This is a genomic window from Pseudomonas sp. CFII68 (genome assembly GCF_000416195.1).
In the GTDB taxonomy this organism is placed as follows: Bacteria; Pseudomonadota; Gammaproteobacteria; order Pseudomonadales; family Pseudomonadaceae; genus Aquipseudomonas; species Aquipseudomonas kilonensis.
Genome location: NZ_ATLN01000114.1, coordinates 66727 through 89737, shown reverse-complemented (window position 1 = coordinate 89737; position 23011 = coordinate 66727). Strand labels below are relative to the sequence as shown.

At 58.8% G+C, this 23011-nt stretch carries 22 protein-coding genes and 1 pseudogene; 14 read left to right on the top strand and 9 right to left on the bottom strand.

Annotated features, from left to right (window positions below):
* Window positions 1-2 precede the first annotated feature (2 nt).
* Window positions 3-857: a MurR/RpiR family transcriptional regulator gene (locus CFII68_RS06205; protein WP_018611499.1), complete on the bottom strand. Its 855-nt coding sequence runs from the start codon at window positions 855-857 to the stop codon at window positions 3-5.
* Between the two features lie 299 nt (window positions 858-1156).
* Between CFII68_RS06205 and CFII68_RS06210 the strand changes: the two genes are divergently transcribed.
* Both CFII68_RS06210 and cobF read left to right on the top strand, forming a co-directional pair.
* Window positions 1157-1735: a histidine phosphatase family protein gene (locus tag CFII68_RS06210; protein WP_018611497.1), complete on the top strand. Its 579-nt coding sequence runs from the start codon at window positions 1157-1159 to the stop codon at window positions 1733-1735.
* On the top strand, window positions 1732-2490 hold the full coding sequence (gene cobF, locus CFII68_RS06215; protein ID WP_018611492.1) for a precorrin-6A synthase (deacetylating): 759 nt from the start codon (window positions 1732-1734) through the stop codon (window positions 2488-2490). Before CFII68_RS06210 ends, cobF begins: the two co-directional genes overlap by 4 nt.
* 168 nt (window positions 2491-2658) lie before the next feature.
* Here cobF and ftrA read toward each other — a convergent pair whose 3' ends face one another.
* A complete protein-coding gene (gene ftrA / locus CFII68_RS06220; protein WP_018611491.1) occupies window positions 2659-3618 on the bottom strand; it encodes a transcriptional regulator FtrA in 960 nt (319 codons plus the stop codon).
* A 101-nt stretch (window positions 3619-3719) separates the two neighbouring features.
* Here ftrA and CFII68_RS06225 point away from each other — a divergent pair, with 101 nt between their 5' ends.
* The 4 genes from CFII68_RS06225 to CFII68_RS06240 all read left to right on the top strand — a co-directional run bounded on the left by CFII68_RS06225 (window position 3720) and on the right by CFII68_RS06240 (window position 7254).
* A complete protein-coding gene (locus tag CFII68_RS06225; RefSeq protein WP_018611488.1) occupies window positions 3720-4154 on the top strand; it encodes a rhodanese-like domain-containing protein in 435 nt (144 codons plus the stop codon).
* Window positions 4155-4440: 286 nt separating this feature from the next.
* Complete coding sequence (locus CFII68_RS06230; RefSeq protein ID WP_018611486.1) at window positions 4441-5220, top strand: ABC transporter substrate-binding protein; 780 nt, start codon at window positions 4441-4443, stop codon at window positions 5218-5220.
* Window positions 5221-5360: 140 nt separating this feature from the next.
* Window positions 5361-6473 (top strand): M14 family metallopeptidase, encoded by a 1113-nt coding sequence (locus CFII68_RS06235; protein WP_018611483.1) that lies wholly within the window; start codon window positions 5361-5363, stop codon window positions 6471-6473.
* Window positions 6474-6537: 64 nt separating this feature from the next.
* The gene (locus tag CFII68_RS06240; RefSeq protein ID WP_018611481.1) at window positions 6538-7254 is read left to right on the top strand and encodes an alpha/beta hydrolase; all 717 of its coding nucleotides are present in this window, start codon (window positions 6538-6540) and stop codon (window positions 7252-7254) included.
* A 143-nt stretch (window positions 7255-7397) separates the two neighbouring features.
* On the opposite strand, the gene CFII68_RS06245 is transcribed toward CFII68_RS06240, so the two are convergent.
* From CFII68_RS06245 to CFII68_RS06255, 3 genes are all read right to left on the bottom strand, one after another.
* On the bottom strand, window positions 7398-7985 hold the full coding sequence (locus tag CFII68_RS06245; protein WP_018611479.1) for a hypothetical protein: 588 nt from the start codon (window positions 7983-7985) through the stop codon (window positions 7398-7400).
* Between the two features lie 86 nt (window positions 7986-8071).
* Entirely contained in the window at window positions 8072-8857 is a 786-nt protein-coding gene (locus CFII68_RS06250) for a hypothetical protein (RefSeq protein WP_018611477.1), read from the bottom strand.
* Window positions 8858-9087: 230 nt separating this feature from the next.
* Entirely contained in the window at window positions 9088-10017 is a 930-nt protein-coding gene (locus CFII68_RS06255; protein WP_018611476.1) for a LysR family transcriptional regulator, read from the bottom strand.
* Window positions 10018-10160: 143 nt separating this feature from the next.
* On the opposite strand from CFII68_RS06255, the gene CFII68_RS06260 reads away from it, so the two are divergent.
* Complete coding sequence (locus tag CFII68_RS06260; protein ID WP_033062826.1) at window positions 10161-10763, top strand: NADPH-dependent F420 reductase; 603 nt, start codon at window positions 10161-10163, stop codon at window positions 10761-10763.
* 61 nt (window positions 10764-10824) lie between these two features.
* Here CFII68_RS06260 and CFII68_RS06265 read toward each other — a convergent pair whose 3' ends face one another.
* The 3 genes and pseudogenes from CFII68_RS06265 to CFII68_RS27575 all read right to left on the bottom strand — a co-directional run.
* The gene (locus CFII68_RS06265; RefSeq protein WP_018611472.1) at window positions 10825-11106 is read right to left on the bottom strand and encodes a hypothetical protein; all 282 of its coding nucleotides are present in this window, start codon (window positions 11104-11106) and stop codon (window positions 10825-10827) included.
* Between the two features lie 223 nt (window positions 11107-11329).
* Window positions 11330-12355, bottom strand: a complete 1026-nt coding sequence (locus CFII68_RS06270) for a purine nucleoside permease (protein WP_018611471.1) — start codon at window positions 12353-12355, stop codon at window positions 11330-11332.
* A gap of 45 nt (window positions 12356-12400) precedes the next feature.
* Window positions 12401-12540 (bottom strand): annotated as a pseudogene (locus CFII68_RS27575) (nucleoside-specific channel-forming protein Tsx); the annotation flags it as partial.
* A gap of 107 nt (window positions 12541-12647) precedes the next feature.
* Between CFII68_RS27575 and selD the strand changes: the two are divergent.
* Window positions 12648-13682, top strand: coding sequence for a selenide, water dikinase SelD (gene selD, locus CFII68_RS06275; RefSeq protein WP_018611469.1), 1035 nt, complete (start codon window positions 12648-12650; stop codon window positions 13680-13682).
* A complete protein-coding gene (mnmH, locus tag CFII68_RS06280; RefSeq protein ID WP_018611467.1) occupies window positions 13682-14785 on the top strand; it encodes a tRNA 2-selenouridine(34) synthase MnmH in 1104 nt (367 codons plus the stop codon). The genes selD and mnmH overlap by 1 nt, the downstream gene beginning before the upstream one ends.
* Window positions 14786-14921: 136 nt before the next feature.
* Here the strand turns inward: mnmH and CFII68_RS06285 are convergent, their stop codons facing one another.
* Window positions 14922-15596: a hypothetical protein gene (locus CFII68_RS06285; RefSeq protein ID WP_018611465.1), complete on the bottom strand. Its 675-nt coding sequence runs from the start codon at window positions 15594-15596 to the stop codon at window positions 14922-14924.
* A gap of 985 nt (window positions 15597-16581) precedes the next feature.
* Here CFII68_RS06285 and CFII68_RS06290 point away from each other — a divergent pair.
* From CFII68_RS06290 to hemB, 5 genes are all read left to right on the top strand, one after another.
* Window positions 16582-18135, top strand: a complete 1554-nt coding sequence (locus CFII68_RS06290; RefSeq protein WP_084483739.1) for an AMP-binding protein — start codon at window positions 16582-16584, stop codon at window positions 18133-18135.
* Window positions 18132-19580 carry an FAD/NAD(P)-binding protein gene (locus tag CFII68_RS27105; protein WP_177325054.1) on the top strand — a complete coding sequence of 483 codons (1449 nt, stop codon included), beginning with the start codon at window positions 18132-18134 and terminating at the stop codon, window positions 19578-19580. The genes CFII68_RS06290 and CFII68_RS27105 overlap by 4 nt, the downstream gene beginning before the upstream one ends.
* Before the next feature lies 1 nt (window position 19581).
* Window positions 19582-20748, top strand: a complete 1167-nt coding sequence (locus CFII68_RS27100; RefSeq protein ID WP_077506281.1) for an alkaline phosphatase family protein — start codon at window positions 19582-19584, stop codon at window positions 20746-20748.
* A 271-nt stretch (window positions 20749-21019) separates the two neighbouring features.
* Window positions 21020-21718 carry a glutathione binding-like protein gene (locus CFII68_RS06295; protein ID WP_018611456.1) on the top strand — a complete coding sequence of 233 codons (699 nt, stop codon included), beginning with the start codon at window positions 21020-21022 and terminating at the stop codon, window positions 21716-21718.
* A gap of 203 nt (window positions 21719-21921) precedes the next feature.
* A complete protein-coding gene (hemB, locus tag CFII68_RS06300; RefSeq protein WP_018611454.1) occupies window positions 21922-22896 on the top strand; it encodes a porphobilinogen synthase in 975 nt (324 codons plus the stop codon).
* Window positions 22897-23011: the final 115 nt, after the last annotated feature.

Here is a 23011-nt window from a genome sequence, read left to right as displayed (position 1 = left end):
CCTTATTTTTCCTCCAACAGGTGCGTGCTGAATTCCGTGCGCAAGGCATCGATGCCTTCCAGGCGTTCGGCCAGCTCGGGGCATTGCAGGGTCAGGCAGGCAATCAGCGCCTCGACCTGGGCCAGCGCCGGCACCAGGCTGTCGAAGGCCGAGATCGATTCCACCGGGGCGCTGATGATCAGGTCGGACAGCTCGCGCAATGGCGAGGCGTAGACGTCGCTGAACAGAACGACCCGGGCGTGCCGTTCCTTGGCCGCGCTGGCCACGCGCAGGGCCTGGGCCTGGTAGCGGCGGTAATCGAAGATCAGCACCACATCCTGGCGCTGCACGTCGAACAGCCGGTCAGGCAGTTGGGCGTTGTCTTCCAGGGCAAAACAGCCGGCGCGCAACAGCCGCAAATGGTTGAGCAGGTAGTGGGCCAGGAAGCTGCTGAAACGCCCGCCGAAGCAATGCACCTGATGGCGGCTGTCGAGCAACCACTGCACGAGAATGCGCACGTCTTCGGGCTGGGTCAGGGCCTGGGTGTCGATGAGGTGGCGTTGACTGGCGGCCAGGTACTGGCTCCAGGTATCGCCTTGCTGCAATTTGGCCCGCGGTTTCAACAGGGTGCGGGGGGAGCGCAGGCGATGGTCCATGTCACTGAGCAGTGCATCCTGGAATTCGGCGTAACCGCCAAACCCGAGTTTTTTCACCAGCCGCACGATGGTCGGGTCGCTGACGCCGGCATGGTCTGCCAGGCGTGACATCGGGCCGAGGCCGTTGCGTGGGTAGTGATCGAGCAGGGCACGTACGACCTTGCGTTCCGACGGCGTCAAAACCAGGCCGGGATCGGTGATCAGGTCTCTGAGAGGTGGCATCCGTGCTCCTTGCCAGGATGGGTGTTGAATTTCTTTCATAACTCCTGAAAACAGTATTTATGTAGCTGGTGCTACATGTCCAGTGGTTTTTACGTTCCGTTTAAAATGCTCCAATATTGTGCGAAACCCTTGTAGGAGTTGGTCCCGGCTGGGTAGACCGGGTATGTCAGTCGATGCTTCTGACGATGTCGGACATAACGCCTTTTTGTCTCACCTATTTGATTTCGTATAAGGTGCTGTACAGCTAAGTGCGTGAATATCCCGCCCGTGCGACCCTTCCGATTGCCTGAGAATCCAGTGTGCAAGCCACTCGCCTGACCTTGATCTGCCACGCCCGCACCACCGCCCAGAAGCAGGCGCGCTTTGGCCTGGACGAACCGCTGGACGCCGACTGGCTGGCACGCCGCGCGCAGATCGACCACCACTACCGAAATGTCCGGCAACTGCTGTGCGGGCCGGAACTGCGCACGCGCCAGACCGCCGCCTTGTTCGGCGACGAGCCCGAGCAGGACCCGGCCCTGGCCGATTGCGATCTGGGACGCTGGCGCGGGTTGTCCATCGATGAGTTGCTCCAGGCTGAACCGCAAGCCCTGCAGAGTTGGCTCGATGATGTCGAGGCGGCCCCACATGGCGGTGAATCTGTCGCCCAGTTGTGTCGCCGTGTCGGGGACTGGCTGGCCAGTCTGGAAACCCGGCCCGGACATCTGCTGGCCGTCACCCACCCCTTCGTGATCCGCGCAGCCCTGGTGAATGTCTTGGGCTGCCCGGCCGCCACATTCAACCGGATCGACATTGAACCGTTGTCCACCCTCGAATTGCGTTTCAACGGCGTATGGCGATTACGCACCCAGGGACCTGACCAGGAGTCGCCGCGATGAAGACGTTGTCAGTCATTGGCATTGGGGCCGGCGATCCGGATCAGCTGACGATGCAGGCAGTGAAAGCCTTGAACCGCTTGGACGTGGTCTTCCTCATGGACAAGGGCCCGGCCAAGGACAAACTGTTGGACCTGCGGCGCGAAGTCTGTCGGCGCTACATCGTTGATCGCACCTACCGTTTCGTCGAAGCCTACAGCCCGGAACGCCAACGCGGCGGCCTGGACTACAAGGACAGCGTCGAAGCCTTGAACCGGGCTAAACAGGCCACCTTCGAACGCTTGATCAATGAAGAACTGTCCGACGGTCAACGGGGTGGTTTTCTGGTGTGGGGCGATCCGGCGTTGTACGACAGTACCGTGCGCATCCTGCAGGCGATCCTCGATGCGGGCCGCTGCGCCTTCGAATTCGAGGTGATCCCCGGCATCACCAGCGTCCAGGCCCTGGCCGCCCGGCATAAAGTGCCGTTGAACAGCATTGGCGGTTCGCTGGAAATCACCACCGGACGCCGGTTGGCGGCGGGGCAGGTGGGCGACGCGGCGAGTCTGGTGGTGATGCTCGATGCCGAGGACGCCTATCGCCAGGTGAGCGATCCCGAGACGCAGATCTACTGGGGAGCCTATGTGGGGACGCCGGATGAAATCCTTATCGCCGGCCGCCTGGGGGATGTGGCCGATGACATCGAGCGCACCCGCAAGGCCGCGCGCAAGGCCAATGGCTGGATCATGGATACTTATTTGTTGCGCAAGCCTCAATGATGCTTGCACATCACCTTGTGGCGAGAGGTATGTGGGAGCAAGGCTTGCCCGCGATACAGGCGATGCGGTCTTCCAGAAATCGAGGTGCTCATATCGCGAGCAAGCTTTGCTCCCACATAAATGCCCTCACCACAGCAGCGTTCGACAGCTTCATCACCAGTAGGCTCTTTACCCCCGCCCAAACCGCTCCCGATACACCGACGGCGCCAACCCCACGACGCTGCGAAACGCCACGCGAAAGCTTTCCACCGAGCGGTAGCCGCACAGTTGCGCGATGTTGTCGGTGTTGTCCCCGGTGCTTTCCAGCAACTCGCGGGCCCGGGCCAGGCGTTCATGTTGCAGCCAGGCCTTGGGCGACACGCCGCAGGCCTGGGTGAAATGGCGCAGGAAGGTGCGTTCGCTCATGGCCGCCTGGCTGGCCAGTTCGCGCACCCCGAGAGGTTCGTGCAGGCGTTCGCGGGCCCATTGCATGACACTCGACAGGTCGCTGCGTGGCGTGCGGCTGACCGGTGAGGGAATGAACTGCGCCTGGCCGCCCGTACGTTGCGGCGACATCACCAACCGACGTGCCACGCAGTTGGCGACCTGGACGCCGTAGTCCCGTGCCACCAGGTGCAGGCAGGCATCGATACCGGCGGCGCTGCCCGCCGAGGTGATGACCTGTCCTGAATCCACGTACAGCACATCCGGGTCTACTCGCACGGCCGGAAAGCTTGCGGCCAGTTCGTCGGTGTAGCGCCAATGAGTCGTGGCGCCCAGGCCATCGAGCAGCCCGGCGGCGGCGAGTACGAAGGCACCGGAGCAGATCGACAGCAGGCGCGCACCACGGGCGTGGGCCCTGCGCAGTGCCTCGAGCAACGCCGGGGACGGTGGCTCGCTGCGGTTGCGCCAGCCTGGCACGACAATGGTCCGGGCGGTTTCGAGCAGTTCCATGCCGCCATCAGCCAATACCTGGAAGCCGCCCATGGCGCGCATCGGGCCGTCATCGACCGCGACGATCCGATGCGTGTACCAGGGGAAATCGAATTCCGGTCGCTCCAATCCGAAGATCTCGACGGCGACACCGAATTCGAAAGTACACAGGCCGTCGTAGGCGAGGATCGCGACCAGACCAGGGTTAGGCTGCATTTGGCGGAAAATTCCCACAGAGTGTCTTGTGCGCCACTGTAGCGGTAAGCATTGGGGGGATAAAGTCTCTTCACGCCTTATCTATCCTGGAGTACACGCCCATGACCAGCCTGGTTCGCGAAGTGCCTGCTGCCCCCTCCGATATCGCCCTGCAGCATTTCAGCCGTCGCCTGACATTCGAAACCGATTGTTCCGACGTTCATGCCAGCCAACAGGCCGGCAACATCGATTTTGTGCTGGTGGATGTACGCGGACCACTGGCCTACGAACGCGGCCACGTACCCGGGGCGATCAACCTGCCAACCCGCACTCTCACCGCCCAGGCACTGGCCGCCTATGCCAAGACCACCCTGTTCGTGGTGTATTGCGCCGGCCCGCATTGCAATGGCGCGAACAAGGCGGCAGTGCGCCTGGCAACGTTGGGATACCCGGTCAAGGAAATGATCGGCGGCGTCATGGGCTGGCTCGATGAAGGCTTTCGCCTGAGCGGCACAGTGGAGCGTATGGCGGACGAGGCGATCAGCTGCGACTGCTGAGACAGCGCAAACAGCTTTTTGTGGGAGCGAGCTTGCTCGCGATGACGGCGGCACATTTGGCATTGAGGCACGCTGACGCACCGCGATCGCGAGCAAGCTCGCTCCTACAGAACTTCGGCGTTACAACACGGCATTAGTGGCTTTTTATAAGTATTTGTCGCCTCAACATAATTCCCCTCCCGAGTGCCCCTCTAGACTCCGGCCACTTCGGTTTTTCCTGACCGAACGCTGCCTACGAATCTGCCTATAACGATCAATAAAATACCCTGCGCACTCAGGAGCGAAAATGAACAAGCTAGCCATGTTCGGTGCCCTGGCACTGTCCGTATTGTCCCTGTCGGCCGTGGCCGAAGACGCCAAGCCGATCCGCCTCGGGATCGAGGCCGGTTATCCGCCGTTTTCGATGAAAACCGCCGATGGCAAGCTGACCGGCTTCGATGTCGATATCGGCGACGCCCTCTGCGAGCAGATGAAGGTCAAGTGCACCTGGGTCGAGCAGGAGTTCGATGGCCTGATCCCCGCGCTGAAAGTGAAGAAGATCGATGCGATCCTGTCGTCCATGACCATCACCGACGACCGCAAGAAAAACGTCGATTTCACCATCAAGTACTACCATACCCCGGCGCGTTTCGTGATGAAGGAAGGCTCCGAGGTCAAGGACCCGCTGACCGAGCTCAAGGGCAAGAAAGTCGGTGTGCTACGTGCCAGTACCCACGACCGTTTCGCCACCGAAGTGCTGGTGCCTGCCGGGATCAACCTGGTGCGCTACGGCTCCCAGCAGGAAGCCAACCTGGACATGGTCGCCGGTCGTCTCGACGCCATGCTGGCCGACTCGGTCAACCTCGACGACGGTTTTCTGAAGACCGATGCCGGCAAAGGCTTTGCCTTCGTGGGCCCGACCTATGAAGACGCGAAATACTTCGGCGGTGGCGCCGGCATTGCGGTGCGCAAGGGCGATAAGGCCCTGGCCGATGAATTCAACGCCGCCATCAGCGAAATCCGCGCCAATGGCACGTACAAGAAGGTGCAGGACAAATACTTCGCTTTTGATGTCTACGGGCATTAATCGGTAGGCGCTGCTGTAGGAGCTGCCGAGCGAAGCGAGGCTGCGATCTTTCCACTGCCAGTTGAGTCCAGAGCGAAAGATCAAAAGATCGCAGCCTCGCTTCGCTCGACAGCTCCTACGCCCAGTCATTCGGAGATTTCATGCAACGCATCGACCATACCCTGCCATGGAGCCACCTGGGCACCGAGCGCCGGCTCAGTGTGTTTCGTTATGGCCATGGCCCGCGCAAGGCCTACATCCAGGCCAGCCTGCACGCCGACGAACTGCCGGGCATGCGTACTGCCTGGGAGCTGAAGCGGCGGCTCAACGACCTCGAGGCGCAAGGCCTGCTCAAAGGGGTGATCGAACTGGTGCCGGTGGCCAATCCCATCGGCCTGGATCAACATCTGCAAAGCGCCCACATGGGGCGTTTCGAACTGGGCAGCGGCAAGAATTTCAACCGCGCCTTCGTGGAACTCAGTGCCCCGGTGGCGCAACGCATCGCTGATCGCCTGGGTGATGACCCGGCCGCCAATATCACCTTGATCCGCCAGACCATGGCTCAGGTTCTCGACGACCTGCCGGCGCCGCCTTCGCAGCTTGAAGCGCTGCATCGCCTGTTGCTGCGCCATGCCTGCGACGCCGACATCACCCTGGACCTGCATTGCGATTTCGAGGCCGCGATCCATTTGTATGCCTTGCCGCAACAATGGCCGCAATGGCGCTCCCTGGCCGCACGCCTGAAGGCCGGGGTGGCGTTGCTGAGTGAAGATTCCGGTGGCAGTTCGTTCGACGAGTCCTGCTCTTCACCCTGGTTGCGCCTGGCTAAAGCCTTTCCTGCGGCGGCGATCCCAGCGGCGAACCTGGCGACGACGCTGGAGCTGGGCAGCATGGGCGACACCCGGGTGGAACAGGCCCAGGCCAATTGTGAAGCCATTCTCGGTTTTTTGGCCGAGCAGGGTTTTATCGCCGGGGACTGGCCATCCGCACCCGCCGAGTGCTGCGAAGGCTTTCCGTTCGAAGGCACTCAATACCTGTTCGCGCCGCACCATGGCGTGGTGAGCTTTCTGCGCGAGGCTGGCGAATGGGTGGAGCAGGGCGATCCGCTGTTCGAAGTGGTCGATCCGTTGAGTGATCGGGTCACCACCGTGCGGGCTGGCACCAGTGGCGTGCTGTTCGCCCTGGACCGCGGGCGCTACACCCAGCCAGGCATCTGGCAGGCAAAAGTCGCCGGGCGTGAGCCGATCCGTACGGGGAAATTGAGCAACGACTGATAAGTGCTGTCTACCTCACCGCACGCTTCTTGTCGTGCGGCTATCGAACGATGGAGGAAGGTTGATGTTTAAAGCGCTCGCTCTGTTTCTATTGCTGATCTCGTCCGGGTTGCAGGCCCAACCCTCGCTGCACACGGACTTGCCGCTCAACTACCTGGCCCAAGCCGATGAGCAAGCCGGCAACCGCCCACTGGTGATCTTCCTGCACGGCTCCGGCAGCAACGAACAGGACCTGTTCGAACTCAAGGGCGAGTTGCCCCGGGATTACAACTACCTCTCGGTGCGGGCACCGAAGAGCATGGAACAGGACCGTTATCAGTGGTTCGCGAAAAAGGGCGAGGGTGCCTATGACGGTGACACCTCGGACTTGAAGGCCAGCGGCCAGATGCTCTTGGACTTCATCGACAAGGCTCGGGCCAAGTACTCGACCGACGCGAGCAAGGTCTACCTGGTAGGGTTCAGCCAGGGCGCGATGATGAGCTACGAAGTTGCGTTGCGACACCCCGAAGCCGTCGGTGGTATTGCCGCGATGGGCGGGCGGGTCCTGTCGGTGTTGCGGGCGGAACTGACCCCCAATGAATCGCGCCGGGCACTGGCGGTGTTCATCGGCCATGGCACGGCAGACCCGATCATTCCCTACCACGATGGCACCGAGGCCAACACCTTCCTGAAGACCCTGGCGCTGGAACCGGAATTCCATGCCTACCCGGGCGTCGGCCACAGTATCAGCGCCCTGGAAGTGCAGGACCTGCGAGCCTGGCTGGAACGGCTCAATCCCTGACCACCTTAAGTCCCTGTGGGCGAAACCCTGTGGGAGCTGAGCTTGCTCGCGATAGCGGTGGATCAGCTTGCATCAATGCCAGGATGTGCCGATGCCATCGTCGGATCGCCGCCCGGAGCAAGCTCGCTCCCACAGGGTGCTTGTTACTTACCGCTGGCGATCTGTTTCACCAACGCTTCATGACCGGCCTTGTCGCTGGCCCGGGAGATGATTTGCACCACGGCCATGCGCGTGCCGGAGGCGCCCAGCAAGGTGGTGTCGAGGGTGGGTCCGCCGCCCTGGGTCGCGCTGGTGTCGAGCTGGCGCAGGCCCAGGCCGGTGCCTTTTTGCTTCAGGCTTTTTTCGCTGAGGATCTTGGCGTCCGGCAGGGCCTTGATGCGCTGGGCGGCGAAGTCGGCCATGGTGGTGTCGAGGAACGCACCATCATCGTCCTTCACATTCGTACCGTTGACGATGGTGTTCTCCGCGGCAATCACCACGGTTCTGCTGGTGGCATTGCTGTACATCGTCCCTGTCGCCCCAGCGGTGCCCTGGGCCACTTCACCGGCGGGTAGCGGCGTCGCCGTGAAGCCCTTGGGCAAGGTGAAGGTGAACTTGCCGCCGAGCATCGACACTTTCTGCGCCGGTGCATCGCCGGCAGGTTTGGCCGGGGCCGCTTGGGCGGATACCACGACCAGACTGGCGATGGCCCCCAGCAACAGGGCGGCGGCTTGTTTACTCAGCAATGACATTGAAACGCTCCACAGATGGTCGTGCCTGGAGGCCGATCATCCCACGGGCGTCGCACCTGACTCCAGCGCCAGTGCAGAAGAGACCGTCATTTTGGTGAAAGGTGTGCGGTGTCGCCGGGCGGTGCCCGCACCAGCAGCCGTCGGGTCACCAGCAACATGGCCATCGACACCGCGACGCCCAAGGCAAAGGCGGGCATGCCCAGCACCGGCAGGGCGAGGGCCAGGGTCAGGCAGAAGGCGGCGAAGCAATACATGCCGGTGGCCGTCGCCCGCAGCAGCGCGGCGGTGAAGGCCGGCCCCCGGGTTTGTTGGGAGAACACCGCCATGACACTGCCCAGCACCGGGAACACCGCCAGCAACCCGCTCCAACGTTCGCCCACGGTGCTGGCCAGCAGCGTCACCGCCAGGGTCAACAGCGCGCCGGCGATCATGCGCAGCAGCAGTTTGTCGGATTTGGCCGCCGGCCCGTTCATCACCGGCCGGACCGTGGGGAACAGATACGGCGCCGCCAGCAGCGCGGCCAGGGCGATCAGGCTCGACAACGGCAGCGAAGCCGGTAGCCAGGACAGGATCAACGCCACCAGGGTCCAGACGCCTAGCGCGATGCCCAGCGCCCAGGGCCAGTTGCGATGCTGGGCGACCTGGGCGTACACCACGCAGAAGGCAATCATCGCGAACATCGCTGCCAACGCCGCGGTCGCCGACTGTGCGGCAAACAGCTCGCCTTGTTCTATGGCCAGGAACAACAGAATCGGCCCCACCACGACTGGCAACCCCGAGAGCCAGCCGGCCACACTCGGTCCCCAGCGCCTGCCCGCCAGGGAAATCAGCAGCAGGAACGCGGGAATCACCAGCAATTTGAGCAGCAGCACGCGGTCATCCTTGTCAGTCCTCGAGGCGCCACGTTAGCACCGCCCGCGTCGCAAACCCACTGTGGGGGCGAGCTTGTTCGCCACGAGGTTGGGGGAGGCTGGGCTGACGTTATCGCGAGCAAGCTCGCACACAGTGTGGGGGGCTGGTCTCGATATTTGGTTCGACACAAGCCCTCTGTGAGCGAGCTTGCTCGCGATGGCGGCAGAACTGGCACGAAAGACCCTAAGGCTCAACCCCGCGCAGCACTGAAACGCTGCGCCAATCCCTCACGCTCGAAGTGTTCGGTGATGAAGTCGATAAAGGCGCGAGTCTTGGCCGGGATCAGCGTGCGGCTGGGGTAATAGAGGGAAATCACGCCAAGGTCCATGTACCAGTCCGGCAGCAGCCGTACCAGTTCGCCGCGCTCCAGCCAGGGCAGCACGTCCGGCACGGTCAGCAGCGAAATGCCCAGGCCCAGCAAGGTGGCTTCGCGCATGGCGACCGGGTCGTTGAGAATGATGGATTCAGGCAGCCGCAACGCCGACTCGAAACCGGCGGCGTTACGCATCGTGGCCTGACGTACGCGCCCGGTGAGGCTGGAGCGCAGCACGATGTTATCGAAGTGGGCCAGATCTTCCGGGTGCTCGGGGCAGGCGCGTGCGGCCAGGTAGGCTGGGCTGGCTACCGCGACCAGATGTGCCGGCGCCAAGGTTCGCGAGATCACGCCAGGCGTCAGTTCGAAGCCGCCGCCAATCGCTGCGTCGAAACCTTCGGCGATCAGGTCTACCCGTCGGTTCTCGAAATGCCATTGCGGGCGGATCAATGGGTGGAGGGCCAGAAATTGTGGCATCAACGGCAGCACATGGCCGATGCCGAAGCTTGGTGACAGGCTGAGGCGCAATACCCCGGCCGGCTCGCCACGTTCAGTGGTCACGGCGCCGATGGCGGCCTGCAAGGCTTCGAGATGCGTGCCGATGCTGGCCAGGAAGTGTTCGCCGTTCTCGGTCAAGGACAGCTTGCGGGTCGAGCGCTGGAACAGCCGCACCCCCAGGTTTCGCTCCAGCATTGCCACATTGCGGCTCACGGCCGCGGGCGTCAGGGCCAGCAACCTGGCGGCCGCCGAGAAACTGCCGGTTTCGGCACTGCGGGCAAAGCATTCGAGATTGGCGAGGCTTTCCATCAAAGTGACCTGATAGTAATGCTTGAAAATGATTCAACGTATTACTGGCTAATCATCACGTAATAGCAAGGGCAATATGCACCTCAACGGCGGACATCACCGCCCAGGGTTATCCAACTGTGAGGACATACGACATGAGCAGCATCGACACCATCGGCATCATCGGCGCAGGCGCCATTGGCAGTGCATTTGCCCGGGCCTTGGCCCGTCAGAACATCAACGTCGTGATTGCCAACAGCCGCGGCCCCGAAAGCCTGGCCGAGTTGGTCGCCGAGCTCGGCCCCACCGTCCGCGCCGGCACCGTGCAGCAAGCCGCTGCCCAACCCATGGTGCTGGTGGCCGTCAACTGGCCGAAGTTGCCCCAGGCGCTGAATGGCTTGCCGGACTTTGCCGGACGAATCGTGATCGATGCCAACAACGCAATCAAAGTCCCGGAGTTCGAGGCGATTGATCTGCAAGGCCGGGCTTCTACCGAGGTGTTCAGCGAATGGGTGCCGGGGGCACGGGTGGTCAAGGCGTTCAACCACATGTTGGCGCGCCTGCTGGAGGCTGATCCAGCGTCCGAAGGCGGCAAGCGCGTGCTATTCCTGACTGGCGACGATGAGCAGGCCCGTGGGGAAGTCGCGCAGTTGATCGATCGGCTGGGATTCTTCGGTGTGGACCTGGGCCCATTGAGCGTTGGCGCACGCTTGACTCAATTCCCGGGTGGGCCATTACCGGTGCTGAACCTGGTCAAGTTCGACTGAGTACTTCGCCGCATACGTGTAAGGAAGCGCTCGACCAGCGAGGGAGCCCGGCCTGAAACACTCAGTCGGGTTCCACGTCCAATTGCAGGCTGTCGTCGGCCAGGCGCTCGGTTCGCCGGACAATACCGCTGATGCGCCGGCCTTCGGCGTTGAACACCACGATCTGGGCTTTATCCAGATCCGCCGGCAGTGGTGGTCGCACGTGCAGCGCGAACCAGGGCGGTTCGCCGTCATCGAGGCGTTTGACGTCGAACTCGCAGTCGACACTTTTGGTGTCACGACCAAACAGCGTGTCGAGGCCGTAATCAAGGTGAGTGCTGTCGGCAGCAGGGTCGAGGGACATCGGCGGTCTCCTGGATGGGTACGCACGGCTGATGTTCAAGTGATTCTTCCCGCAATGGAAAATTCCATTGGGTGATCTGTAGAGATTAGCCCCAACCTGTGGGAGCAAGGCTTGCCCGCGATGCAGGCGCCTCGGTTCACAAAGGACCGCGTCGACTTCATCGCGGGCAAGCCTTGCTCCCACAGATCGCCTCCTTCTCCCCAAGAGCCGGCACGGCTGGTGATCAAGCGCCAGGCACGCCGTCTTTCCACGCCGACCAGTTCTTCACAATGTCCTGCACCAGCGGGTTGCCGGTGCGGAACAGGTTTTCCAACGCAGGGACGAACGCGCCCTGGTCGGCGTATTTGAGCAGGTTGTCCACTTCGTTGCCGCCGGGCTCGGGACGGTCGAAGTCGGACCCGGCCCGCAGAACGGCCAGCCGGTTGATGTCCACCCGACCTTCGCGACTGGCCCGGAGCAAGGCCTCGTAGGTTGAGTTGTCTTCCTGTTGGGTGGTGCAGTAGACGCCCTTGTTGTCGGTGAGCAGGCGAGTCCAGACTTCGGCGCGCTCGCTCAGGCGGGTACCGGAGAACCAGGTGTTGCCGGCCAGGGTGTCGCAGCGGGTCACCACCGGCGGCTGGTTGGCCGGAGCGTACGGATACTTCAAGCGCCAGGCCGCCGATTCCTTGCTTTCCGCCAAGGTCACCTTCTGGCTGAGGGCAAAGGCCTTGGCTTGCAGGGCCGGGTTGAGTTCGAAGACTTCCGTCTTGTAGTCCAGCGGCGGCTTTTCATTCGGCCCCTTGGTGTTGATGCCCAGGTAGCCGGTGGGCCAGTCCTCGGGCACATCCCGCGAATCCAGCTCCCATTGGGTGCCGAACTCCACCAGGTAATGGGCCCAGGCCGTCGTGCCAAGCGTGCCGTGGTGTGGGTTGATGCCGGCGATCCCGGCCACCAGGAAATAGCTTTTGCGCAGGTCGACGGTGGGGGAGAGCGCCAGGGCCAGTGTCGAGGCTGCGGCGTTGGTCTGGCCCATGCCGGTGATCAGCAGGCAGACCCGCTCGGCATTGCAGCGGATCGTCGGGTATTCGGCGGACAGTCCCGGCACGCGGATTTCAGTCTTGAGTTCGAGGCGATCGATCCAGTTCTGAGCCTCGGGGGCGAACATCGTGATCAGCAGGACTTTGGGCTGAAGCGGCGGTGCGGCCCCGGCGGTCGAGCAGAACAGGGCCGTGCAGGCCAGGCCGATTGAAATAGACAGGCGATTGATCATGTATTCGTGACCTCCATGGATTCGAAGTGTGCTTCTACGGTGTGCTCAGAATTGATAGCCAACCCCGGCGTAGTATCCCCAGCCGTCGGAGCGGGCGCGGAAGTGGCCATCGCCAAAGTTAGCTCACTGCCGTCCTGCCAGTTGCCGCCGTTGTGAAAGTAGCGGCCCACCAGCGTAAAACGCAATTCAGGCGTTGGTCTTGTTCTGTTGGCAGCGGTGAATGTTCGACGCGGCACTGGGTCGGCGGCGTTGCTGATAGAATCGGCCATCTTGACTGACCAGAGGTATGCCCATGAGCGAGCCGATTCGCCTGACCCAGTACAGCCACGGCGCCGGCTGCGGCTGCAAGATTTCGCCCCAGGTACTGGAAGTGATCCTGGCCGGCAGCGGTGCGCAGAACCTTGATCCCAAGCTGTGGGTCGGCAATGCTTCGCGGGACGATGCGGCGGTGTACGCCATCGACGAGGAGCGTGGCGTGGTCTCGACCACCGATTTTTTCATGCCGATTGTCGACGATCCCTTCGATTTCGGACGCATCGCCGCCACCAATGCCATCAGCGACATCTACGCCATGGGCGGTGATCCGCTGATGGCCATCGCGATTCTTGGTTGGCCAGTCAACGTATTGGCCCCGGAAATTGCCCGGGACGTGATTCGCGGCGGTCGGTCCGTGTGTGATGAGGCCGGTATCCCCCTGGCCGGTGGGCATTCGATCGACGCGCCCGAGCCGATTTTCGGCCTGGCGGTCACAGGCCTGGTGCAAAAGCGCCACATGAAACGCAACGACACGGCCACCGCCGGTTGCCGCCTGTACCTGACCAAGCCCTTGGGCATCGGCATCCTCACCACGGCGGAAAAGAAAGGCAAGTTGCGCGCCGCCGATGTTGGCCTGGCCCGTGACTGGATGTGCACCCTCAACAAACCCGGCAGCCGCTTCGGCAAGCTCGAAGGGGTGACGGCGATGACCGACGTCACCGGTTTCGGCCTGCTCGGGCACCTGGTGGAAATGGCCGACGGCAGCCAACTGACCGCGCGCATCCGCTATGACGCGGTGCCGCGCCTGCCGGGCGTCGAGTACTACCTCGACCTGGGGTGTGTACCGGGCGGTACGCTGCGCAACTACGACAGCTACGCCAGCAAGGTCGGTCGGGTCCAGGAACTGCACAAGCGCGTGTTGTGCGACCCGCAGACCAGCGGTGGCCTGCTGATTGCCGTCACCCCTGAAGGCGAGATCGAGTTCCTGCGGGTGGCCGCTGAACTCGGGCTGGCGCTGGAACCTATCGGCGAACTGGTCGAGCGACAGAGTTACGCGGTCGAGGTGTCTTGATGAGCCATGACATCACCGATTACCGCGACATCTTCCTCAATGACCGGCCGATGATGGACACACGCGCCCCGATCGAATTCATCAAGGGGGCGTTCCCCGGCGTGGTCAATCTCCCGTTGATGACCGACAGCGAACGGCAACGCGTCGGTACCTGCTACAAACAGCAGGGGCAGCAGGCCGCCATTGTCCTGGGGCATCAACTGGTGTCCGGCGAAACCAAGGCCCAGCGCATCCAGGCCTGGGCCGAGTTCGCCAAGACCCATCCCGACGGCTTGCTGTATTGCTTTCGCGGAGGCTTGCGTTCGCAGATCGTCCAGCAATGGCTCAAGGACGAAGCGGGCATTGATTACCCCAGGGTCGGCGGTGGCTACAAGGCCATGCGCACCTTCTTGCTGGACACGGTCGAGCAGGCGGTTGCCCAGTGCGACCTGGTGCTGCTGGGCGGCATGACCGGCACCGGCAAGACCGAAGCGCTGGGCCAACTGAGCAACAGCCTGGATCTGGAAGGTTATGCCAACCATCGCGGTTCCAGCTTCGGCAAACGCGCCACCGGCCAGCCTTCCAACATCGATTTTGAAAACCGCCTGGCCGTGGACGTACTGAAAAAACGCGCCGCCGGCATCGAACAATTCGTGCTGGAAGATGAGAGTCGTGCGGTCGGCAGTTGCGCCTTGCCGCTGCCTTTGTACCAGCGCATGCAGCAGGTTCCGATGGTCTGGCTGGAAGACAGCCTGGAGCATCGGGTCGAGCGGATCCTGCAGGATTACGTCATCGACCTGTGTGCGGAATTTGTCGCTGTACATGGCGACGAAGGTTTCTCGTTGTTTTCCGAGCGGTTGCTGGCCAGCCTGGACAACATCCACAAGCGCCTGGGCGGCGACCGTCACCGGCGTTTGATGAACATTCTGGAAGCCGCCCTGGCCGAGCAGGCCAACAGCGGCGCCGTCGACTTGCATCGCGGTTGGATCGAAGGCTTGTTGCGTGAGTATTACGACCCGATGTACGTGTTCCAGCGGGAAAAGAAGGGCTTGCGGATCGAGTTCTCGGGGGAACAGGCGGCGGTGTTGGAATATCTGCGGGAGCGGGCGGCCCGGGGCGGGTGACCACAGGTTTGATATCCACTGTCAATCCCTGTGGGAGCGAGCTTGCTCGCGATAGCGGTATTTCAGTCACATCAATATCAATGGGTCTGACGCTATCGCGAGCAAGCTCGCTCCCACAAAGGGAAATAGCGACTGATCAGGTCGGGCAGGTCTCCTGGCCATTATCCAAGCCTTGCTTGTAGCTCTGACTAGAGAGGCTGGCCTTGCCGTTGTGCCAGGTCAGGGTCAGCACGTACAGCGAATCAAAATCGCCTGACGCCCAGTCATCGGTAATGGTCTGCTTCTTGCCCACGGCCTCCCCGGCGACCTTGTTGATCAACTCTGGCAGGTAGCCATGTGACCAGGCGGTATAGATGGTGGCGTTGTGGTACTTGTCGTCCAGCAGTTCATCAGCGAGGTCGCTGGTGTCGTTGGCTGAATAATTGATGTTCACCGGCAACCCGAGCTTGATGGCACTGGGGCTGATGGTCATCAGCGGGCGAATATAACTGTAGGAATTGTCCAGCTCACCCTCTTCGACATTGCGGGTCGGGTTGGCCGCGAACACGTAGTCGGCCTTGCCGAATTTTTCCGGCAGCAGGGTGGCCAGGTCGATGGCGCGGTTGAGGCCCTGGCAGTTGAGCTGGCCCAGGCCTCCGGCGGGTTTCTCGGCGTGGCGCAGGAACACCAACGTCTGCACGCCGTCGGCCGGCTGGGCGCGGCTGACGCTGGATTCCAGCGACAGCACCAGTCCACAGACCACCAGCAGCGTCGGCAGCACCAGCCACGAACGGTGTTTGAAGCGCCTGGCGAAATTCAGTGGGTTCATCATCGAATAGTTTTTCTTCAGCACTCTTGAGTCAGGCTGACAAACCCTGGCACCGCGAAGCGGTTGGCCTCGGGTGGTTTCCCTGTCATTACGCCGCGTCGAATCCTCGGGGGCATTGCTCAGAGTCTCTTCAAGTCCTTTGGTTCGATCCTGGCTGGTCCCGGTGCACTCTAGCGATCTCCGTCAGGAGATGGGACGAACGTTAACGACAGGATGTTGCGGATTTAAGAAGGGCCGATGTGAATTCCGTGACGGGTTCATGGGCATCTGAATTTAGCGAATCGCTCTACGTTCATCGCTTCTCTCCCTGACCCCGCCCCGTTGACAAAGTCTCGTGTTCGCCCGGCACCGCAAGGTTCCTGTATGTCAGCCCCTGAAAAGCGCGCCTGTTTAGATATCTGACATTCTTGTCTGACAAGAATTTTTTGCCCAGTGAAGTCATGTCTCAGTAGAGCTACAAAATATTGGAGTCGTACTTTTTTATAGTGCGTACTTTAGATATATCTTTGTTGTATGGGAGTGGCAGCTTCTCAGCTGCTTGCGAAGGCGTCGTTACATTTTGTAGCTTTTGCGAATGACTTTGAAATGCCCGCTGTGCAAGGTTAGTTGGCCTAAACAAATAGGTGAGGGTTGACAGGAAAAACAACAACCGCTAAACATTGGGTTCAGATGACAGCCAAGGAAGGCGGAAAATGATTAGGATAACGCCTGGGTTTTGTCTCGCGTATGTTTGTTGTTTTAACAAACTGTCTCCCTAATTATTTACCTCGGTGTGTGTCTACGGGTTCACCACTCTCAGTGGTGGATAATTTGCTGCGGCCTTCGGAATTTATATTTCGCACGAAATAGCTGATTCAGGTATGCCTCCAGTGAAATTATGCCCGGCGCTGGTGTGCCTTGTTTCTAATTGCTAGGTCAAGGTGCTCTTTGGTTAATAGCATCACGCTTAAAGCTTGATGCGCCAAAATTATAAATATAAGGGGTTTTTATGTCTCAGGCAGTTCCTCATGATTCGATACTTGATCTTGTGTTGGGTCACTGCTATTCCTCACCCGATACGGCAGCTATTGTGATAGGTGATAGTGTTGTCACATATCAAGAGCTAAGAGATAAAATTTATAAGGTGTCTACTTATATTCAAGGCAGAGGTGTGGAGGTCGGCAGCGTCATCGCTATTATGCAAAATAATATTGGCGATGCGCTTGCTTCTATGTTGGGATGTCTACACGCGGGGTGCATTTACTGTCCAATAGACGCCTCTCTGCCTCCTGCAAAAATACAACGTACCTTGGCCGTAGCTAATGTCGAGTTTGTTCTATCCGAACAAGACCTTCCTTATATTTGGCAAAGCGATGATCCTGAGTTTGTCCACTATAAGGAACTGCCTATACCTGCTTCCTACGCTGCGCTCACACAACGTTACCATCCCTTGGCCTACATTATGTTCACCTCCGGCTCAACTGGAGACCCCAAAGGAGTAGCTATTGGGCACGCCAATCTGATTGAAATATTCAGGGGGTGGGACGAGATCTATCAATTGAAAAAACTCAAAAGGCATCTCCAGTTCGCCAGCCTTTCCTTTGACGTGTTTGCTGGTGACTGGCTTCGTGGGCTTTGCTCTGGGGCCATAATCTACGTGCCTACTTCATCCGAGAAATATGTTGTTGAAAACTTGGCTGAATTTATTATCACCTACCAGATAGAGTGTGCTGAGTTTACTCCAATTATTCTTAGGGAGCTCTACGGTTATGCGTTAAGAAATAACGTAAAACTGAGTAGTTTTAAACTGCTGATTGCTGGGTCTGATGTTATGCGTGTTAGGGAGTTTAAGGATGTTCGTAAAATAATCTCTGACGACTGTCGCTTGGTGTTTTCATATGGGACGACCGAAACAACCATAGATAGCACCTATTTTGAGGCTACCCATGAAGCGCTAAGTAAGCTCCAAAATGATGCTCCTCTTCCTATTGGTGTGCCCTTTCCGTGCACTTTAATTACGATTCTAAAGGATGACGGTACGCATACTGATCTCCATGAGGTGGGAGAACTCTACATTGGCGGAGGTGGTGTTGGTCAGGGGTATTTGCACCATGACGTCAGAACATCAGGTCGATATCTGCGTCGTCTACCGCTTGGCCGCCATGCTCGATGGTATCGGACGGGCGACCTGGCTTCATATGATGGGCAAAATTTCAATCTTCATGGCCGCGCCGATGCTCGGATTAAAGTACACGGAAAACTCATAGATCTCACAGAGTTAGAGGCGCACTTGCGCGCCCATGAAGATATATTGGAGTGCGTCGCCACCACAACGCGGCACGATTTAAATAAAAAAATACTTCTGCTGATAAAGCTCAAGCCGACTAGTGCCAAGTTTAAGCGCGAAGCAATCGCCGAGCATGTTTCCAATCTTGAGGATTATCCTGTCAGCAGTAACGATATTTACTTCACCAAGGACTTGCCGGTGACCATGAGCGGGAAGATAGATCGAGTTGAAGCGAATAGGATAGCCATCACATTGCAAGCGGGGGTGGCCAAGTGAGAATTCTTCAAGTCGGTGCGGGGCCTACGGGAGTTAGTCTGTTCATTCGGCTACACTCTCAGCTCGAAACACAGTATTCCGTACTTGAGTACGTTATAGCCGATGGGCGAAAACCGGGCTCAGGTCTAGCTTTTGGTACTGGCTATAACAGTCATCTTATCAATCTGCCTGCTTCAGTCATGAGTATTAATCCTGATAACCCTCTAGAATTCGTCGAGTGGCGCGCAAAAAATCAATCGTTGTGGCAAGAATATTTCCCAGATGAAGAACAGGCATGGTCAGAGTTTCCGTCGCGGCGCTTATTTGGATTGTATGTAGGTCATCAGTTGCAACGAGCATTGAACGGCGCCTCCTTTGCGGAACTTATTAATACGTCGGTTTCCTGTGTGACACCTATTCAGTCTGTTGGTAAGTTTTCCGTGGAGTTTAGCAACGGCACCAAAGAGATTTTTGACAAAGTTATTATTTGTATCGGGCATGCACCTAGGTTTCCGTTGCTATCCAATGCCCCCCAAAAGTTTTTCTGCTCTCCCTATCAAGCTATGGACATACCGATCCATGCCACGGTGGGGATTATAGGTTCTCGGTTAACGGCGATCGATGCGGCACTGGCACTCCAAGAAAAAGGCCATATTGGAAGAATAACAATGGTGTCCAGAACTGGCAAACTACCCAAGGTTATTGCTGAGCACTCTGGCTATGATCCAAGCACGTTTATCACAGCTCTGCTTAATGAAAAAAACCAAACACTTGAGTCCATTCTTACGCACCATAAAAAAGAACTCGATAGGGTCACAAATGGTCTCATTGACTGGGATGCCCTAGCAAAACCCGGAGCGACACGAACCGAGGAACTTGAGCGAGAAATAAGCAGTTGCTCGCGGGGTAATCACCTGTGGCAAAGCGTTTTGTTGGCCTCTTATTCGGTCATAGATAAATTGTGGGCGAGACTAAGTGATCCAGAGAAAGCCGAGTTCATGACAAAATACTATGGACCTTGGATGACGTATCTAGCGGCGTTCCCTGTGTTTAGCGCCGTACGTATACTGCAATTAATGCAAGGTGAACAATTAGAGATTTACTCTGATTTACAGGGGGTCGAGGCTACTGAGCAGGGCTTTGATATTTATCATGGTCGAAACGAGTGCTTAAATGTCCAGTATTTGATCGATGGACGTGGTGTTGGTTATGGGGAGATGGATCTCAAAGAAGTACCCTTGTTGAAGAATATGTTAGCCAATGGCTCGATCACGACCCACCCGTTGGGCGGTGTTTCCATTAATTCGCTAACTTATCAAGCACTTTCCAATCGTCATAATGAAATTCCCGGGCTTTTTGTTGTGGGTGATTTGACAAAGGGAGAGTTTCTGGCGACCACCGATGTAGTACGCAACGTAATGCATAGCGTCGCTGCCAGTTCCGCTATCCTTTCGCGAAACCGCTGACATGAAGATCTCGACTCAAAACGCGAGTCACGCTCCGAAGTCCGGACTGACTCAACTGTCACATGCCATTTTGGCGAGCTTGGGTGTTCCCTCATTTGACTCTGGATTCGACCTCCAGCCTACAAATGGACTGGTCATTTTCATCGTTGATGGATTGGGGCAGCTATTGCTCGACGAGCATCAGTCCCATGCACCATTCCTGAAAACACTGCTTTGCACAGGTCAGTCTTTCGGAGTCGGATTTCCTGCCACTACCGCGACCAGTTTGGCTTCCTTTGCTCTCGGGCAAGGAAGCGGCCAGCACGGTATAGTTGGGAGCCGCTTTGCGTTGAATAATCGGACCGAATTTTCCCCATTGTCATGGCAAATGGGCGGTTTTTGTCGTAATCAAACAAGCGGCACTCATTCCGTTGATCCGCCGATTTTTGCAATCGAAAAGACTGCTTGGGAAACTGCCAGCGAACTGGGTCTGAACATAGAATGTATACTCCCGTTAAAAATAGCTAACTCCCGTTACAGTAAAGCTATTTATAAAGGAGCCACAATTACTCCCTATATGGACTATTGGCACTGTGGTTTTAAAATCAGGGGGGCGCTTAAAAAGTCATCGCGACGGTTGATTTACGTTTATCTGGGTGAGTTGGATTACGCGGGTCATGTCTATGGCACGAACTCAGAAGCCTGGCTCGATAGCCTGCGGCAGGTGGACACTCTGATTTCCTCAACGGCCAGCGCGCTTGCTCGAGGAACAAAACTACTAGTCGCTGCCGACCACGGCATGACAACCCTTTCGTCCGAAGCCATTTTCGACTTTGATACCGACGCTGGTCTTCAAGAGGGCGTGGCGTGGATTGCGGGTGATATTCGTGCCCGGCACATTTACACAGAGGCTGGAAAAACGTGTGCTGCATTGGAGCGCTGGAAGAACAAGCTCGGTGACGATTTCATGGTGCTCTCTCGCAGCCAAGCGGTTAACGAGGGTTTGTTCGGGGGGACTGTGAGAGTCTCCTTTGAACAGCGTTTGGGAGATCTGATTGTATATCCGACAGGACGGGGTGGCATCGTACAGAGCCTTACGGAAAAAAACCAAATGTCATGGAAAGGGCATCACGGGGCTCTGACTGAAGAGGATCAGCTTTCTCCGCTTCTGATTTACTCCAAAGGATGATCCCATAGGCCGTGGCTCGCCCTCAGAGCCACGGACCTAGCAATTCAACCAACGATAGGCCGTTTTGATGCAAAAAATTCGCAGGCGTTGGCGACGCGTATTTTTAACCCGCGGTCAGGCAGCTTAATTCGCACCCGGTAGGGACTTTCACCTGTTCTCCTTCCCTTTCGGCTTTTTGAATAGCCATGTGTAGCCAGCATGATCCCGGATCCAAAAGCTCAGTCATCTGATTTATGCTCCAGCTTTCTAAATAGCACTTGGAATCCACCTCATGCCCAACCTGACCCCATTCCCCATCACCGAGAAATGGCCTGCCCAGTACCCGGAGTGGATTCAGCTCTACTCCCTGCCCACCCCCAACGGTGTGAAGGTCTCGATCATGCTGGAAGAGATCGGCCTGCCATACGAGCCCCACAAAGTGGACTTTGGCAGCAACGACCAACTGTCGCCCGAGTTCCTTTCCCTGAACCCCAACAACAAGATCCCGGCGATTCTCGATCCCCATGGGCCGGGCGACCAGCCGTTGGCGTTGTTCGAGTCGGGGGCGATCCTGATTTATCTGGCGGACAAGAGCGGGCAACTGCTGGCCCAGGAGTCGGCGGCGCGCTACGAGACGATCCAGTGGCTGATGTTCCAGATGGGCGGGATCGGGCCGATGTTCGGGCAGTTGGGGTTCTTCAACAAGTTCGCCGGCAAGGACTACGAGGACAAGCGGCCGCGCGATCGCTACGTCGAGGAAAGCAAGCGCCTGCTCAAGGTGCTCGATGGGCGTCTGCAAGGGCGCGACTGGATCATGGGCGAGCGCTACACCATCGCTGATATCGCCACGTTCCCCTGGGTGCGCAACTTGATCGGCTTTTACGAGGCCGGTGATTTGGTCGGGATCCAGAACTTCCCCAATGTGACGCGGGTGCTGGAGCGTTTCCTGGCTCGACCGGCTGTAGCGCGTGGGTTGAAGATTCCGGAATGAGTCACCCGACGACTCACCGATTCGATTACAAGCCACCGGCAGCCTGAATGCCGGGTGACGTGCATCAATGACTCGCTGACCTTGTGAGTAGATGATTGCCCGGCCGGTAACACGCTGTTTTCCAGTCGACGTTTGTGCCCTGGCCGGCCAGGGCATAAGCTTTGCTCCTTATGATCGAGCACCCATTTCTGCCCAGGAGTCCCATGTCCAGTCAGTTCCCCGAAGCACGTCCACGCCGTCTGCGTCGCAATGCAAGCCTGCGCAGCCTGTTCCAGGAAACCGAGTTCACCTTGAACGATCTGGTGCTGCCGATTTTCGTCGAAGAGGAAATCAATGATTTTGTGCCGATCAAGAGCATGCCGGGCGTGGTACGCATCCCTGAGTCGAAGCTGGCCGGTGAGATCGAGCGCTACGCCCGTGCCGGCATCAAGTCGGTGATGACCTTTGGTGTGTCCCACCACCTGGACAACGATGGCAGCGACACCTGGAGCGAGCGCGGCCTGGTGTCACGCATGGCCGGGATCTGCAAGGACGCGGTGCCGGAAATGATCGTGATGTCCGACACCTGCTTCTGTGAATACACCGATCATGGTCATTGCGGTGTGCTCCACGGCGATGAAGTGGACAACGACCGGACCCTGGTCAACCTGGGCAAGCAAGCCGTAGCGGCGGCCCGCGCCGGTGCTGATGTGATCGCGCCATCGGCGGCCATGGACGGGCAGGTCCAGGCGATTCGCCGGGCCCTGGATGAAGCCGGTTTCAGCCAGACGGCAATCATGGCCTATTCCACCAAGTTTGCTTCGGCGCTCTATGGCCCGTTCCGCGAGGCCGGTGGCAGCGCGTTGAAAGGTGACCGCAAGAGCTACCAGATGAACCCGATGAACCGCCGCGAAGCACTGCGCGAGTCCTTGCTCGATGAACAGGAAGGTGCCGATGCGCTGATGGTCAAGCCGGCCGGTGCCTACCTCGATATCATCCGCGACATTCGCCAGGCTTCGAACCTGCCGCTGTCGGCTTATCAGGTCAGTGGCGAATACGCGATGATCAAGTTCGCCGCCCAGGCTGGCGCCATCGACGAAGCCCGCGTGGTACGCGAGAGCCTTGGCGCAATCAAGCGGGCGGGGGCAGACCTGATCTTCACCTACTTTGCCATGGACCTGGCGCTGAGCGGGATCTGATCCAGCGCTGCTCCCGGGGTTGGGTGTGAGATCCATCTTCACCACCATTCATCGCGAGCAAGCTCGCTCCCACATTGGGCATAGCCCGCATCCACTTTTGATCGTATGGTTGCTC

Bases quoted from the DNA above. Each gene is read 5' to 3' on its own strand.
- CFII68_RS27100 (WP_077506281.1), top strand. From the start codon at position 19,582: ATGAAGATCTCGACTCAAAACGCGAGTCACGCTCCGAAGTCCGGACTG.
- cobF (WP_018611492.1), top strand. From the start codon at position 1,732: ATGAAGACGTTGTCAGTCATTGGCATTGGGGCCGGCGATCCGGATCAG.
- CFII68_RS06295 (WP_018611456.1), top strand. From the start codon at position 21,020: ATGCCCAACCTGACCCCATTCCCCATCACCGAGAAATGGCCTGCCCAG.
- CFII68_RS06240 (WP_018611481.1), top strand. From the start codon at position 6,538: ATGTTTAAAGCGCTCGCTCTGTTTCTATTGCTGATCTCGTCCGGGTTG.
- CFII68_RS06230 (WP_018611486.1), top strand. From the start codon at position 4,441: ATGAACAAGCTAGCCATGTTCGGTGCCCTGGCACTGTCCGTATTGTCC.
- CFII68_RS06285 (WP_018611465.1), bottom strand. From the start codon at position 15,596: ATGATGAACCCACTGAATTTCGCCAGGCGCTTCAAACACCGTTCGTGG.
- CFII68_RS06235 (WP_018611483.1), top strand. From the start codon at position 5,361: ATGCAACGCATCGACCATACCCTGCCATGGAGCCACCTGGGCACCGAG.
- mnmH (WP_018611467.1), top strand. From the start codon at position 13,682: ATGAGCCATGACATCACCGATTACCGCGACATCTTCCTCAATGACCGG.
- CFII68_RS06255 (WP_018611476.1), bottom strand. From the start codon at position 10,017: ATGGAAAGCCTCGCCAATCTCGAATGCTTTGCCCGCAGTGCCGAAACC.
- CFII68_RS06205 (WP_018611499.1), bottom strand. From the start codon at position 857: ATGCCACCTCTCAGAGACCTGATCACCGATCCCGGCCTGGTTTTGACG.
- CFII68_RS06265 (WP_018611472.1), bottom strand. From the start codon at position 11,106: ATGTCCCTCGACCCTGCTGCCGACAGCACTCACCTTGATTACGGCCTC.
- CFII68_RS06225 (WP_018611488.1), top strand. From the start codon at position 3,720: ATGACCAGCCTGGTTCGCGAAGTGCCTGCTGCCCCCTCCGATATCGCC.
- ftrA (WP_018611491.1), bottom strand. From the start codon at position 3,618: ATGCAGCCTAACCCTGGTCTGGTCGCGATCCTCGCCTACGACGGCCTG.
- hemB (WP_018611454.1), top strand. From the start codon at position 21,922: ATGTCCAGTCAGTTCCCCGAAGCACGTCCACGCCGTCTGCGTCGCAAT.
- CFII68_RS06245 (WP_018611479.1), bottom strand. From the start codon at position 7,985: ATGTCATTGCTGAGTAAACAAGCCGCCGCCCTGTTGCTGGGGGCCATC.
- selD (WP_018611469.1), top strand. From the start codon at position 12,648: ATGAGCGAGCCGATTCGCCTGACCCAGTACAGCCACGGCGCCGGCTGC.
- CFII68_RS06290 (WP_084483739.1), top strand. From the start codon at position 16,582: ATGTCTCAGGCAGTTCCTCATGATTCGATACTTGATCTTGTGTTGGGT.
- CFII68_RS06270 (WP_018611471.1), bottom strand. From the start codon at position 12,355: ATGATCAATCGCCTGTCTATTTCAATCGGCCTGGCCTGCACGGCCCTG.